This is a genomic window from Paenibacillus sp. Soil724D2 (genome assembly GCF_001427935.1).
Lineage (GTDB): Bacteria > Bacillota > Bacilli > Paenibacillales > NBRC-103111 > Paenibacillus_E.
In genome coordinates this window covers 49,060-64,961 of the sequence record NZ_LMRY01000007.1, presented here as the reverse complement: position 1 = coordinate 64,961, position 15,902 = coordinate 49,060, and the positions used below count along the sequence as shown (strand labels likewise).

Annotated in this window: 7 protein-coding genes; all 7 read left to right on the top strand. The window is 43.8% G+C overall.

Features of this window, described 5'->3' with window-relative positions; all coding sequences use genetic code 11:
* Nucleotides 1-15: 15 nt before the first annotated feature.
* The 7 genes from ASG85_RS09445 to ASG85_RS09415 all read left to right on the top strand — a co-directional run bounded on the left by ASG85_RS09445 (nt 16) and on the right by ASG85_RS09415 (nt 15,848).
* Nucleotides 16-1,170 carry a Gfo/Idh/MocA family protein gene (locus tag ASG85_RS09445; protein WP_060646064.1) on the top strand — a complete coding sequence of 385 codons (1,155 nt, stop codon included), beginning with the start codon at nt 16-18 and terminating at the stop codon, nt 1,168-1,170.
* 156 nt (nt 1,171-1,326) lie between these two features.
* Complete coding sequence (locus ASG85_RS09440) at nt 1,327-2,295, top strand: ABC transporter permease (protein ID WP_060646063.1); 969 nt, start codon at nt 1,327-1,329, stop codon at nt 2,293-2,295.
* A 14-nt stretch (nt 2,296-2,309) separates the two neighbouring features.
* Nucleotides 2,310-3,179, top strand: coding sequence for a carbohydrate ABC transporter permease (locus ASG85_RS09435; RefSeq protein WP_060646062.1), 870 nt, complete (start codon nt 2,310-2,312; stop codon nt 3,177-3,179).
* 28 nt (nt 3,180-3,207) lie between these two features.
* Nucleotides 3,208-4,761, top strand: coding sequence for an ABC transporter substrate-binding protein (locus tag ASG85_RS09430; RefSeq protein ID WP_060646061.1), 1,554 nt, complete (start codon nt 3,208-3,210; stop codon nt 4,759-4,761).
* A 45-nt stretch (nt 4,762-4,806) separates the two neighbouring features.
* Complete coding sequence (locus ASG85_RS09425; RefSeq protein WP_060646060.1) at nt 4,807-12,639, top strand: glycoside hydrolase family 2; 7,833 nt, start codon at nt 4,807-4,809, stop codon at nt 12,637-12,639.
* A gap of 180 nt (nt 12,640-12,819) precedes the next feature.
* Nucleotides 12,820-15,111: a helix-turn-helix domain-containing protein gene (locus tag ASG85_RS09420; RefSeq protein ID WP_060646059.1), complete on the top strand. Its 2,292-nt coding sequence runs from the start codon at nt 12,820-12,822 to the stop codon at nt 15,109-15,111.
* Nucleotides 15,112-15,290: 179 nt separating this feature from the next.
* Nucleotides 15,291-15,848, top strand: coding sequence for an Hcp family type VI secretion system effector (locus ASG85_RS09415; protein ID WP_060646058.1), 558 nt, complete (start codon nt 15,291-15,293; stop codon nt 15,846-15,848).
* The last annotated feature ends 54 nt before the right edge of the window (nt 15,849-15,902 follow it).

The following is a 15,902-nucleotide window of genomic DNA, read 5'->3' as shown; positions in this document are numbered from 1 at the left end:
ACGGGAGTGTGTGTCATGGCGAATGTGGGGATTATCGGTATGGGGGAACGGGCAAGCTGGATCGCAAAGTTGCTTTTGCAATATGAACAAGGCGTTCAGATTCAAGCCATAACGGATATAGATCCGAAGCGGGCCCAATTAAAGGCTGAAGCTCGGGGAATGGACACGCAGAATGTGAGATTCTATACGGATGCGGACCAAATGCTCGATAGTGAAAAGCTGGATGGCATTATCATTGGGACACGATGCTCGCTGCATACGGCGATGGCAGTCAAGGTGTTAAAGCGAAATTTACCTTTATTTCTTGAAAAACCGGTATCGACTTCGATGGAGGATTGGCAGCGATTGGAGCAGGCAAGAAAGCAATCTAGAAGTGAAGTTGTCGTATCCTTCCCGCTGCGCGTCTCCGCGATGGTTAAGATGGCGAAGGAGATTGTTCAATCGGGCAAACTTGGCACCGTGGAGCATGTTCAAGCGATTAATAATGTGCCGTATGGCTATGATTACTATCACACCTGGTATCGGGACGAAGAGGAGACCGGCGGGTTATTTCTACAAAAGGCAACGCATGATTTTGATTATATCAACCATCTGCTTGACATCCGGCCAGTCCAAATCTGCGCAATGAAATCCAAACAAATTTTTAAGGGCAATCATCCAGAAGGTCTTCGTTGTGTGAATTGTGATGAATACCACACATGTCCTGAAGGGCCTTACGTAAAAAAACACTTTCGCGGTGAAGCGCTAGTAGAGAACAGCTTATGCTGCTTTGGCGCAGATACCGGCAATGAGGATTCAGGCAGCGCCATCATTCAATATGAGACGGGGATGCACGTGTCTTATTCGCAAAATTTTTTTGCGCGGAAGAAAGCAGCTGCCCGGGGAGCAAGGATGCTCGGATACAAAGGCACTTTGGAATTTGATTGGTATACCCAAGAGTTACAAGTATTCATGCACCACACCTCACGAGTGGAGAAATACGAGATAAGTACGGAAGACGGCCATGGTGGCGGAGATGAAGTGTTGGCACTGAACTTCATTCATGTCATGAAGGGAACAGAAAGGTCAGTTGCTCCATTGGAGGCTGGGTTGCTTAGTGCTCTGATGTGTTTGAGTGCCAAGGAATCTGCAGCGAACAGCATGTTTATCACCTTTCCGGAAAGTCGTTAAGAAATTAAGAAATTCATATCATATTAAATATTTAAGTGGTCAATCATAAGATTTTAATACTTTAAGCAGAATGCGATATAGGCAATTCGGGTTTAAAATCTTATGATCATCATGCAAAGTAAAGCGTTTACAATATGGTGGAAAGGAGCGAATCCATTGAGTCAGGTAACAACTTTAACATCGAGAACTGGTTATCAAGTAAAGAAATCAAGAAAAGGTTTTTTTTATGAGCTTTGGAAAAATGGATGGTATTATATGATGGCACTGCCGGGCTTACTATTTTTTATTATCTTTAGTTACTTGCCTTTGCCTGGGATTATCATTGCATTCAAAGATTACAGATTCGCAGACGGCATTTTCGGAAGTAAGTGGGTGTGGTTTGATAACTTTAAATTTTTCTTTAACGGCGAATACGCATGGAGGACGACGTTCAACACGTTGTTCATTAATGCGAACTATATCATCTTTGGAACACTTTTTGCCGTTGCTTTTGCGCTTCTTTTAAATGAAGTTAAAAATGGGCTCTTAAAAAGGTTATATCAAAGCTTCATGTTTCTACCTTATTTCTTCTCTGCGATTGTAGTCGGTGATTTTGTTTATTTAATCTTCAGTACAAAATTTGGCGTTGCGAACCAATTGCTGACGCTTGCCAGTAGATCTCCGATTGATTGGTACTCCAGCTCACAATATTGGGTTTCCATCTTAGTGGGTGTGTTCATCTGGAAAAATACAGGCTATGCGGTTGTAATGTATCTGGCAACCATCGTAGGCATTGACGACGAGCTGTATGAAGCGGCCGCACTAGACGGTGCTAGCAGATGGCAGATGATACGCTACATCACGTTGCCATTGTTAATTCCAACAATTATTATACTGACCCTTTTATCCATCGGTAAAATGTTCTACGGTGATTTCCAAACCATTTATTCCATCGTAGGCGATAATGGCTTGTTATTTACAACAACAGATGTCATTGACACCTATGTGTTTAGGGCTGTCAAATCGGTAGGGGATATCAGCATGCCAGCTGCTGTTGGGTTATATCAATCCGTTTGCGGGTTTATCACCGTTATCGTGTGCAATTGGGCAGTTAAAAAATATAACAATGAACACTCGTTGTTTTAGTCAGGGGTGGAGTAGTGAGCAACCAAGGAAGAGCTTCGCAAGTTCTATTCCACATCATCTTTATCGTATTTTGTTTATTTACCACAATTCCCTTTATTCTTACGATGATCGTGTCAGTGTCGGACGAGAACTCCGTCGTAAAGAATGGCTATCGATTCATTCCTGACCACTTTTCGTTAGACGCATTTAGGTTAATTTTCGCATCAAGCGAGATCTATAAAGCCTACAGCGTATCCATAATCGTTACCCTGGTAGGCACAGGACTTAGTTTGCTTGTGACCACAATGCTGGCCTATGCGATCGCCGTACCCAAAGTAAAATACAGAAACGTGATCGCACTTTGCATTTTTATTCCCATGATTTTCAACGCAGGACTTGTCCCGTGGTATATATTTATTACAAAGTATTTGCATCTAAAAAATTCCATCTTCGCCTTGATTTTACCGATGCTAGTAAGCCCATTTAATGTATTCCTGGTTCGGAACTACTTTAAATCATTACCTCCGTCTTTGGTGGAATCGGCAGAGATTGAAGGGGCGAATCCGCTGTACATTTTCGCCAAGATTATCCTTCCACTTTCCACGCCCATCACTGCGACCATTGCTTTATTCTACTCCTTGGCTTATTGGAATGACTGGAACTTGGCGCTCTGGTTAATTGATAAGCGAGAATTATATCCTCTGCAGTTTATGCTGTTCAAGATTCAATCCATGATTAACTTCATGAGTTCAGGCGGCAATTATGGTGTAGGCAACACGACGCTGCCATCTGTCACTGCGCAAATGGCGATGGTTTTGGTAACGATCGGTCCGATCGTTCTTATGTATCCTTTTGTTCAAAAGTATTTTATTAAAGGCATCATGATTGGAGCAGTCAAAGGTTAAACCAAATAATGAAACGGGAGGAATAACATTGAAACAATTACATGTAAAAGCAACGGGCGTCACTTTGGCGCTCACGATGATGATGAGTTTAATGGTTGCTTGTTCGAAGGATGAGGGTAAAAAGCAATCGCCACAAGCGACGGGGGATGCAAACGCTACAGCATCGACTAAATCGGCTGCAGTGAAACCCAAAGCTGAAGGAACGGTGAAATTTGTTTTGCCAGGTGATGCTCCCAAAGATTTGGCAGGCGTTCAGAAAGCTATGGAAGAAAAAATGAAAACGGACGGTTTGAACATCAAGCTGGAATTCACGTATTTCCCTTGGGACCAGTACAATAACAAGCTCAATCTCATTGCTGCTTCCGGTGAGAATTACGATCTTGCCTGGACGCATGTCAGCTGGTTGTCCCAAATCGCAGCTAAAAATGTCATTATGCCACTGAACGATTTAATTGAGGAGCAGGGTCAGCAGCTAAAAACGAGTATTCCGGCTGCAAGTTTCATGAGCTCGTCTATTGACCAGAAAATTTACGGGATTCCGACTCTGGTCCCTTCCGCCGAAAACAATAACTTTTTTGCTATTCGGGGTGATTTAAGGGAGAAATACAAACTAGCTCCGATTAAGACATTAGCCGATTTCGAAAATTACCTGGATACAATCAAAAAAAATGAACCGAATATGGTACCGATTGCCAATGACAATACACGCGGTCTCTTGAGAGAGTTTGGTGATATTTATCTGCCAATTGGCGACTATGGCGGAGGACCGGCTTACATAGATCCGGCGGATAAAAGCCTTCAGGTTAAAAACTTTTTCGAGTCCGACATCTTTAAAAATATCGTTATGACCAAAAGAAAGTGGTATCAGAAAGGCTGGTTACCTAAAGATGCCCAAGAAATAAAAGATTCAGAAGCCGCTTTGAACAATGGGAAAATCGCTGCCACCTGGTCTAATGTGCTGAAGACATCTGAGCGAATTGACGCCTTTAAGACAACCCTTCCCAACGGGACGCTTGAAGATGTATTTTTAAATCCGGAAAAGCCGAAATACGTCTTCGACGCTGCTTCTAACTTATTGTCCGTCTTTTCAACAAGCAAGAACAGCAAAGCTGCCATGGCATTTGTTAACTGGACCAGAAGCAGTAAAGAAAATTATGATTTGTTTTCCTATGGTGTGAACAATGTCAACTATAAGCTGGATGGCGAGGCGATTTCTACGCAAGGGATTGCCGATCGTTCTACCTATAATCAAGTTAACTGGGCGTGGGATGATATTCGAATGAAACGTTTCAGCAAGAATGTTAGCCCGAGCTACATTGAAAAACTGAAAGTATGGGATAAAGATTCGATTGTTGCGCCAATGCTTGGCTTCAGATTTAATGCAGAACCCGTTAAGTCGGAAATCGCGCAGATTGATGCGGTTGGGCAAGTATATGTCGGAGCAGCTTACTCCGGATTTACCGATTATGACGCCTTTTACCCTGAATTTAAAACGAAGTTGAAAGCCGCCGGGATCGATAAAGTAATTGCTGAGATACAGAAACAATTGAACGAATTTGTGGCAAAAAAGGCTGCAAAATAAGTGGAATTCGTGTGAAATCAAACCATTTGAAGGAGGAAAGTGTACATGCGGAATGGCAAGATGTTCCTTCACATCCTATTGTGTCTGGCGATCGCATGCAGTAATTTCATGATGCTGTATCCAGATACAAACCGTGCTTCCGCTGCTGCGGATAACGGGAATGTAGCTTTAGGCAAGACAGTGACCGCGAGTAGCTCGTTATCGCAGCATAAACCCAGCTATCTGGTCGATGGCTCCATGGATACGATGTGGTCGACAAGCGATACAGGCTGGCAATCAAGTCCTGTTACGGACGAATGGGCGGTTGTCGACCTAGGAACCAATTACGATATTTCCAGATGGGTTGTCAGGCATGCAGCTACCGGTGTTTTAACGACAAGCGATTTTCAATTGGAGTATGGATCAGGCACCGAAGGGCCTTGGCTTACGGCGGATACGGTAACAGGCAATACGTATACGGTAACAGACCGCATGCTAACCCAATCTATCCAAACCAGGTATGTACGGCTTCATGTGACGAAGAAAACGTCTGGTGGCGATTGGCCGGCGGTAAGAATCGGCGAGTTGGAGTTGTATGGGGCTGAAGTGATCGTTCCGGAGCTAATGGCTGATCCGGGATCCGGCACCGTGAAGAAAGGGACGAAAGTAACGTTAAGCAGTTCACTGGCAACGGCAGCCATCTATTACACGTCAGATGGCAGCGATCCGACAACTTCGGCAAGTAAACAGCTTTACACCGAACCGATTGCGATTGATCGGGATGTCGTTTTGAAAGCTGTTGCGGTTGATCCGGTGAAAGGCGGAACTAGCCAGATACAAATTCTAACGTATACGATTTCTAAGGTTCCGGTCACGGGGAATTTGACGTTAGGAAAGAGCGTGACAGCGAGCAGCGCGCTATCGCAGCATCAGCCTAGCTTTCTGTTTGATGGCTCCATGGATACCATGTGGTCGACTAGCGATACGGGGTGGCGAACAAGTCCGATTACGGATGAATGGGCGGTTGTGGACCTTGGAGATAACTTCGATATTGCCAGGTGGATCGTTAAGCATGCCGCTCAAAACGACTTGGCAACGAAGGATTTTCAGCTGGAATATAGTGCAAGCGGTGGGGATGGCCCTTGGCAAACAGCGGATACCGTGACAGGGAACATGTCCAAGGTAACAGATCGTGTACTGCCCCATGCCATTAACGCTAGATATGTGCGGCTGCATGTGACGAAGAAAGCTGCGGAGGGATCAGACTGGCCGGCGGTAAGGGTTGGCGAGTTCGAACTGTATTCGGAAGCAGCGATTATTCCTCAAATTATGGCTTCGCCGGGTTCGGGTACTGTGCTCAAGGGGAGAACCGTAACCCTTAGCAGCACGTTACCTTCCGCGTCGATCTATTACACGATCGACGGAAGCGATCCGAAGTCTTCGCCAAGCAAAATTATATATAGCGAACCGCTGGTCATTAATCGTGACATCAGTATTCGTGCAGTTGCCATCGATGAAGTAGGTGGAGGCATTGGAGAAACTCAGACGTTCACTTATACAATTCCTACGGATGACTTAACCCAATATACGAATCTCGCACTTGGTGCTGCCGCAACGATGACATCTGAAGCGGGTTGGGGCAACGTTGCAAGCAGGGCGATTGATGGCGATATCACGACATATGCACAGCCAGAGAAATCTGGCCTTTGGGATCTTATCCTAGACTTAGGGAAGAAACAGGCCATTAATTACGCGATATTGCGTAAAAGTCCAAATCACCAAAATTATATCACCCAATATACGGTAGATACATCAGACGATGGGAATAACTGGTCTGCCGCCGTTACGGAAAATAATAATACGGATTTGGAGGATCAAGTTTATCAATTCCCTGTCACGAATGCACGTTATGTGAGATTGCACCAGATCGCGACTGTGGGGTCTCCGGCTGCCGTATATGAGTTTAATCTGTACAATACTTCCGTTGCCTTACCGGTTGTTGCCGATCTGCAGCCAATGGTGGTGTCTGAAGGAACCTTAGTCGGATTGTCAACGCAAGAGCCTAATGCGCAAATTTACTACACAACGGACGGCACTGATCCCAAAACATCGGGCACTAGCCGGTTATACTCAGGGCGGATTCCGCTTGCGGGTGCTTCCGTTGGTTCAACAATCACGCTCAAAGCTTACGCGAAAGCGGCAGGAAAAATGGATAGCGACGTAACCTCTTTTGCCTATCAAGTTGTGGCTATTGCTGCAAATCCGTCCTCAGGAATTGTAAATGAGAAGACGGACGTTGTGTTATCCAGTTCCATTGGAAGCGCAACCATTTACTACACGACAGACGGAACAGATCCCAAAACTTCTGGAACCAAACAGCCATATGTGAAGCCGGTTACGATTGTGCAAGATACGGCAATTCGAGCATATGCGGTTAAAGGATCACAAGAAAGTACGACCATCACGTTTGCTTACTCGATTGCAAGAGGAGATGAGACGAATGTAGCGCTAGGGAAAAGCGTGATGTCATCTTCAGAGGATTCATCGAGCATAGCAGCGAATGCGGTGGATGGAAAGCTGGAAACGGCTTGGTCGGCAAAGGATACAGGCAAAGGGCACTGGCTGCAAGTGGATTTGGGCAAGGATTACGAATTGACGGGCACGGAGGTGACCTGGAAGGAAGCGGGGAAAAACTATAAATATAAAATTGAAGTTTCCTCGGATGCAATGAACTGGTATCCAGCAGTTGATAACAGCAATCAAATCGAACGAAAATCAGTGAATACGGATCGTTTTCTGGATGCGGCCAGAAGATATGTACGGGTAACTGTTACCGATTTTGAGCTGGGCAGCAAAGCAGGGATTGCGGAATTGAAAGTGCTCGGTTATGCGAGTAACCCGATGCCAATTGTGCCTGTAGGACCAGATACCAATGGCTGGCCAAGACCTGTCATTGCCCCGTTGCCCGATTCGGTCAAAGGTGTACAGAATCCGATCATCGACTTGAGCGGAACTTGGAAATTCATGCAAACCCCTGTCCAAGGATTCTGGAAAAATAGCGCAGAGCCATCAGGATGGTCTGAAGCCAAAGTTCCGGCTAACTTAGAAGTGCTAGGATTTGACATTCGCGGCAAGCAGGGAGGCGATTGGTTCCCGGATCGAAATATAGAGAATGTGTATAAAAAATCGATTTCGATTCCGCAGGATTATCAAGGGAAGAAAGTGCTGCTTCGCTTTGAAGCTGCCTTTGACGTCGCTAGAATTTGGGTAAACGGACACTTGGTCCGTACGCACCGAGGCGGCTTTACAACCTTTGATTGCGACATTACGGACTACGTGACGCCAGGTGAAGACGCGTGGGTTACGGTAGGGATTACCGCTGAGAAAAACTTCGTTGAATACCAGCATGTCAGAGGTCTGGTAGGCGAAGTAAAGCTTGTTGCTTTACCCGTTGATTATTTGTCAAGATTGCAGACCGAGACCACGTTTGATGCAACGTATACGGATGCAACCTTGAAGCTTACTGCGGGTATGATTTTAGGCAGCACAGCCACATCCAATGCCACCTTGGAGTTCAGCCTTAAAGATCCAGACGGCAAAACCGTCTTGATTGAACCAGGCAGTATGCCGCTATCTGCACAAAGTTTAGAGCAAACCCTTCATATCCCTGTTAAGAGTCCTCTGAAATGGGACGCGGAGCACCCCAACTTGTATAAGTTGACGGCAAGCGTCAAGGTGAATGGGGAAATCGTACAAACGGTTATTCGTAAAATCGGTTTCAGAGAGATTAAAATCTCGGGCAACAAAATGCTAGTCAACGGGAAAGAGATCAAACTCCATGGCGTGAATTGGCACCAATCCTCTCCCTTTGTCGGGGTCGCAGTAGATCGGCAGCACGATCTGGAATCATTGTCCAAATTGAAAGATGGCAACATCAATTACATTCGAACTTCCCATTGGCCGCAGTACGAATATGTACTGGATTATGCGGATGAAATAGGCTTATATGTGGAGCAGGAAAATTCGGTAATGTTCGTAAGCGACTGGCGCTTAAACGACGCTAATTATCTGAGCTATTTTATAGGTCAATTTTCGGAAACGATTGAAAAAGACCGTAGTCACCCAAGTATTGTCATTTGGTCGCTGGAAAATGAGAGCGGGTGGGGATCCAATATCGCCGCTATTCATGACTACGTAAAAAAAATCGATCCAACAAGGCCAGTGAAATCGAGCTTTGGTTATAATGCTCCTAGCAGCTATAATGATCTGTTCAGTGTGCATTATGTCGGCAACGGACAGAAGCTCGGAGGTCGTGACAAACCGGAAATTGACGACGAGTACGCGCATTTATATGTCTACTATGAAGATTGGTTTAATAATGACCCGGCCTTTGAGGACTTTTACGGGGAAGCTATTAAACGTTATTGGGATGAGATTTATGCTTCCGAAGGCGCCTTAGGCGGGGCGATCTGGCACTCGCGGGATTTGAACACGTATTGCAAGGACGAGATATGCGGATTCCGTGTAAAGTGGGGGATTTTGGATTCATGGAACAGGGAAAAACCGGAATATTGGAACGTCAAGAAGGCCTACTCACCGATACGAATTAATGCCAATTCTTTACCGAATCCGGGCGCGGGCAATCCCTTGGCGATTCCGATAGAGAATCGTTATAATCATACGAACCTGAATGAAATCAAGGTTGAATGGAGTCTTGGAGGGAAGACGGAAAGCTTGACGGGGCCTTCCATCGAGCCGATGCATGCAGGAGAACTGGCAATCCCAGCAAACAACTGGAAACTGGGGGATATCGTTCACCTCAAGTTTTATCAAAGTGACCGGTTTCAACCCTCTCGTTTGGTGGATGAGTACAGTCTGATGATCGGGGAGAAGACCGTACACTTTTCTGGATCGCAAGGCAAGGCCCCTTCGATAAAGAAAGATGATGCGCAAATCACCCTTTCAGGCCAAGATTTTAAAATCGTTTTCGACAAAGCAACAGGCTTGATTAAAGAAGGGATTTATAAAGGAGAAACGATTCTTACAGGAGGCCCTTACTTAAATTTGGGTTTCACTTCCAAGCTAGATCCGTGGAAATTTTCCAGTATTAACAGCTCGAGTACGGATAGCGAGGCGATTGTCAACATAGCTGGAAATTACGGGACAACAGGCGTCATTTTCACCGTCCATGTTGACGGTACAGGGCTTATTTCAACGACTTACACTGTAAAGGACCTTCCGACTGGCTATGATGCGATCGGTGTTGCCTTTGACGTCACTTCGAAAGCAGACAGAATGACATGGGACCGCAATGGTCTCTGGTCGTACTATCCTGGCGATCAAGTTGGAAGGAACACTGGAATTGCCTTCAAAAGCAGAAGTGAAGGAGATGAAGTATACGGGGTAAAACCAACTTGGGCATGGTCGCAAGACGAGAAGGATTTTCACAAGTATGGCAAAAATGATAAAGGACAACGAGGGACCTCCGATTTCGTGGCCTCCAAGAACAATTACAACTTCGCCTCTTTAATCGTCGGGGCATCTGGGAAAAGGCTTACCGCTGAAGGAGACGGAAATGGCTCCGTGAAAAGCTCAGTGAATGGAGATGGGTCGATACGCTTCCAAATCAACAATATTTGGTCGCATCCTGCGGCATTTCCAGGTTGGCTGGAAGCGAATTCGATTAGTAAACCTATAACGCTAGCATCTACATACACAAATACGGTGAATATGAGACTCGCTGACGGAGACCATTATCCCGTTAGTTATTCAGATGTTCCAACCTATTTGAGTGATCTGCCTTGGGTTTCCGCAACAACAGGGTGGGGCATGGTGAGAAAGGATTCCAGCGCTCAAGATAATGTATTGACCCTATTTGACGGTATGGGCAGCAAATCGTATAACAAAGGAATCGGCACACACGCCCACTCTGAGGTTATCTACGATATTGCTGATAAAGGATACGAAAAATTCGAAGCCTATGTCGGTGTAGATCAGGAAAGTACAGAAGGCAGAGTAACATTCCAAGCGTGGGCAGATGGTGTGAAGCTGTTTGACAGCGATAAAATGGGAATCCGAACAGCCGCTAAAAAGGTTAGCGTCAGCATTGCCGGCAAACGCCAATTAAAACTAATCGTCACTGATGGAGCAAATGGCAACAGCAGCGATCATGCGGATTGGGCGGATGCTAAGTTAATAAAGCTTGCAGATGTTGTGCTTCCAAGCTCAGATGCGACATTAAGTAAGATTGAAGTGAACGGTAAAGCCCTGCCTTCATTTGACAAGAATACATTGACCTATGATGTGGTCTTACCAGCTGACACGAGTGCAGCCCCGGTGGTAACAGCATCCGCCACGGATGCCAAATCTGTTATCAAACTGACTCAGGCAGCAGCTTTGCCGGGAACAGCTGTGATTCAAGTGACGGCGGAAGATGGTAAATCCGTGAGAATGTACAAGATTAATTTCACAGTTGATGTGGTGCCAAGCTCAGATGCGACATTAAGTAAGATTGCAGTGAACGGTAAAGACCTGCCTTCATTTGACAAGAGTAAATTGAACTATGATGTGGTCTTGCCAGCTGGCACGAGTGCAGCCCCGGTGGTTACGGCATCCGCCACAGATGTCAAATCTGTTATCAAACTGACCCAAGCAGCAGCTTTGCCGGGAACAGCTGTGATTCAAGTGACGGCGGAAGACGGTAAAACCGTGATCACGTACAAGATTAATTTCACAGTTGATGCGGGGCAATCGAATCTTAACTCTGGATCGCCCGTGTATAGCGTACCTGAAGAGCCATTAGCTAAGGAGAAACAAATAGTCAAAGAGTTAAATGTCACTAACGGGAATGCAGTTGTGGCCGTAAATCCAGGTGTCACGGAAGTACTTGTCCCTCTTCAAGATAAGGCGATTCATGATATTGGCAAACTTATCTTCCAGCGAGACGACCTAAGCCTAGAAATTCCAAGCGGTTTAATTGCTGAGTGGGCTGCATTACTCAACGACTCGAACGCAGCGTATTTATCTTTCAAATTTAAGAAAGTGGATAAACCGGAAGTCGAGAAGGTCTTAAACCATGCGGCGAACGAAGCTCATGCTAAGATTACATTAGCAGGAGAGGTATTTGAGCTATCTCTACAAGTAAGTAACAGTGATGGGACGAAGGTGAAGACGATAACCTCATTTTCGCAGCCATTAACCTTGAAGCTGAAAGTCGATCAAAGCGCAAGTAAGGAAATGACCGGCATCTATTTTTTCCAGGATCATGGAGGACTTGAGTTCGTGGGCGGGCATCAAATGAACGGGGTGATTGAAGCGCCGATCTATCATTTCAGCCAATACGGAGTGCTAACCTATGACAAGATGTTTAACGATGTTCCGGCATCTCACTGGGCATCTCAAGTCATTAAAAGGATGGCTGCGCAAGGAATCGTCTCAGGAGTAAGCGATGTAGAATTTGCGCCGCAAAACAAAGTGACTCGAGCGGAATTCGTCACCATGTTGGCTCGGGCTCTCGGGTTGAAATCCACTGGTACTACCACATTTAGCGATGTGAAAAATGACGATCCGTTCAATTGGGCAATCGTAGCGGCGTATCGTGCAGGGATCGTAACGGGAAGAAGCCAAACCCAGTTTGCTCCAGAGGATACGATCACACGTGAAGAAATGGCGGTCATGATGATTCGTGCCTATGAAGTTAAATCAGGCAAGAAGGTCGTCTCACAAGAGCAAGGGCATTACGCAGATGATATCCTGATTCATGATTGGGCCAAAAGTGTCGTGTACGCTTCCCTTGAATTAGGACTTCTTCACGGACGAGCGGAGAACGAGTTTGCGCCGCAGGGCGTCACAACTCGAGCTGAAAGTGCTCAGGTTATTGCCAATTTGTTAGAGAAATAACTAAATATGATGAAATCTAAAGCACCTGGCCTCATGAAACTTGCGAAGACCAGGTGCTGATAGATTTCAGTTGTTGACGTGATTCAACAAACAGCAGTATATTCTTCATAGGCAGTTTCTATAATTTTACTTTTATCATTTTGTGAAAACGTTCTCAATATGGGTAATGGGGATGATTCAATGTTGGGGCTTTTCAAGTCAAGAGGAAGTTTTCTTAGTCGAATAATTGTTGCCATCGTAACCGTTTTTGTATTTTCAATTATTTTGATATCGATCATAACCTATTACTATAATTCTAAAATCAACGATAAGCACACGTCGGATACCTATCAAAAATTACTTTCACAGACGAATTACAATATCGAAACGTTATATGAGAGAGTCTTTCAGATTGGGGAACAACTTCTTAATGATAGTGAGATCATCAGGGGGCTTTATTCGAATGAACTTAATCCCGTAGATTCAATGAAGGTTGAAAGTCGAATCGACGAAGTGGTGAGTGCGAACTCTTATATTAATTCCGTTTATCTGTACAACGGAGATACCGGAAGGTACATTCACACAATTAACAAAGACGTTGACATTCCTACCATCGATAAACAAGTTACGGAATTAATCGATGTCAGAAAAAATATGAAAAAAATGCTTTTCCTTCCTCATCTGCAAAGTTACGTCTACGATTCCAAATCCTACAATAATCATATTCTTTCACTCATTTTTACCTATTCAGGCACCAAGAATGCTATTTTCATTAATTTAGAATTGAGCGCCGTACTTGATCTATTCAACAAAATGGGGAACTCGGCTTATTCGAACTTTATGATTGTCGATAAAAAAGGTTTGAATATTATTAATAGTAAACAACCGGATTTATTTATGCATGATAGCAGCGATCAGGAGTTTATTAGCAAAGTGATACAGTCCGAAGGCAATTCCAATCATTTTATCGATACCATTGATGGTAAGAAGTATCTGATCACCTATGTATACAATGAGAAACTTGAATGGTATTTAATAAATACGACTAGTTACGAATATCTTTCAAAAGATAGTTTTATTTTTCTGAGAAATATCATTCTTATTTCCTTAATTGTTTTGCTGGTTAGCATTGCGGCGACTGTCCTGTTGATCAATAAGATCTATATGCCCTTCGGCAAAGTCGTTAAGATGATTAAATTTAGTCGACCTTTTGATACAGCTTCTGAACATTACGATGATGTCGAATATGTCAGTGATGTATTTAAAGGACTGATTCATAAAGTGACATCGCTGGAAGATTTGGCCGTGAAAGATCGCAATAAATTGAAGGAAGGCTTTCTCAAAGAGTTATTGAATCAGGAGGTCAGCAGCGGCGATTATGACATTGCAGCTAATTTCCATAAGCTAGAGATACAATTAAACACTTCTAATTTACGCGTATTCGTGCTTATTATGGAGGGGGAATATGTTAACGTATCCAACCAAATAGACATTCGAATGTCTCTAGTTAAGAATGCTGTATATGAGCTTGCCCTCCGTATATTTGCTGATAATGAAGGGATTGAAAAAATTGAAACGGGAAGTCATTCGATGGTTTTGATTATGAATAGCATGGAAGGAAGCGGCTTAGACGATAAATTAAACAGTTTCTTACATCAAGTTGAGAAAATCATGAGCATTCAATTGAAAATTGGTGTTGGCGAGCGAGCAGAAACGGCACAGGGACTATGGCATTCTTATGAGACTGCCAAAGAGGCGCTGCATTATGCGTTCTTGAACGACAATGAAAGTGTATATGATTATGACAAAATCCAAAGCAATGTAAGAAGTAAGTTTAGTTATCCAGTAAAGCTCGAAAGCACGCTGCTTAACCATCTTAAACTTAATGACTGCAGTGCAGCGCTTGAGGATATTAATGACTTGTTTGAGGAGATTAAAGACTGCTCCATCAAGGATATTCAGGCAACTCTAAAACAAATTGGCTCCGTCATCGATAAAGAATTTAATAGTATCGTAGACTTATCTCCTATGTATGAGGGTTATCAGCATGCTTCTTTAACAAATGTCATTTCTAGCTTTACTAAAGTCGATAGTCTAAAACAATATTATCATGAACTGGTTCATTTTATCATCCAGGAGTTAAAGGGAAATAGGTTTCGGGATAGTAAAGAAATCGTCAAGCAAGCGTGTGAATATATTCATCTGAATTACCGGAAAGGAGAGCTATCCGCTGATTCAGTTGCCACAACTCTGAATATATCGATTCCTTATTTCAGTAAATTATTCAATGAGAATATGAGGGTATCGTTCTCAACCTATGTAACGAATTTGCGGTTAGCCGAAGCTGAAGGATTATTGTTAAATACGACACTTCGAGTAAAGGAAATTGGCGAACAAATTGGCTTCTTTAATAGTACTTATTTTATTACTGTTTTTAAGAAAAAACATGGTCTTTCGCCAAATCAGTACAGACAATTGAAAAAAGCGAACTGAGGATTTAATTGGAGGAGTAGCTGGTAGCAGGGATTGAGGTACGACTCGATTTGTGCCTCATCCCATTGGTTTTAAGTCGCCCCAAGGTTGACTAAAGCCTCATTTACAAAAGAAAAATTATCGGATATATTTAGGTCAATTGATACATATTGTATCAAATGAGAAGAGGAGTGATATGTTTGAGAAAGTTCAGAAATTCGATAGTCTTCTTCACCATTTGCTTGTTTGTGCTAGCTTTCGGCGTTGTTCCCGCAGCTGCGGAAAGTAGTGATTTCGATGTTTATCTGAAATTAGACGGAATTTCGGGTGAATCGGTTACGAAAGGATATGAAAAGTGGATACAGCTTCAAGATGTTTCATTTGAATTCGAAAATAGTCCTACATTAAACAGCAGTTCAACCGCCGGACCTGGTGCAGGGAAAGCGGTACGGAAACCGATGGCGTTCAGTAAAAGTTTTGATCTTTCTTCCGTACCTTTGTTTATGGATATGGTCATGGGAAAAACCATTGAGAAAGGCCAACTTGTCTTCGTTAAGACTGGTGAACAAAGGATGCCGATCGTAACTATCGAATTAGAAAAGATTAGCGTTAGTAAATATAACTTAAATAATTTAGATGAATACATTGAGTTGAATTATGGAGCAATTAACTTTAAATACACAGCCGTAGGACCAGATGGGAAGACCACGAATACGAATACGGGCGGCTGGGATTTTATCAAGAATGTGAAAAAATAAGTTATTCACTTCATTGATTGTCCCAATCCCTTCTGACGGAAGTGGAATACTCTA

What these genes read in the sequence shown, in the direction of transcription:
- ASG85_RS09445 (WP_060646064.1), top strand. Translation starts at nt 16, where the DNA reads ATGGCGAATGTGGGGATTATCGGTATGGGGGAACGGGCAAGCTGGATC.
- ASG85_RS09425 (WP_060646060.1), top strand. Translation starts at nt 4,807, where the DNA reads ATGCGGAATGGCAAGATGTTCCTTCACATCCTATTGTGTCTGGCGATC.
- ASG85_RS09420 (WP_060646059.1), top strand. Translation starts at nt 12,820, where the DNA reads ATGTTGGGGCTTTTCAAGTCAAGAGGAAGTTTTCTTAGTCGAATAATT.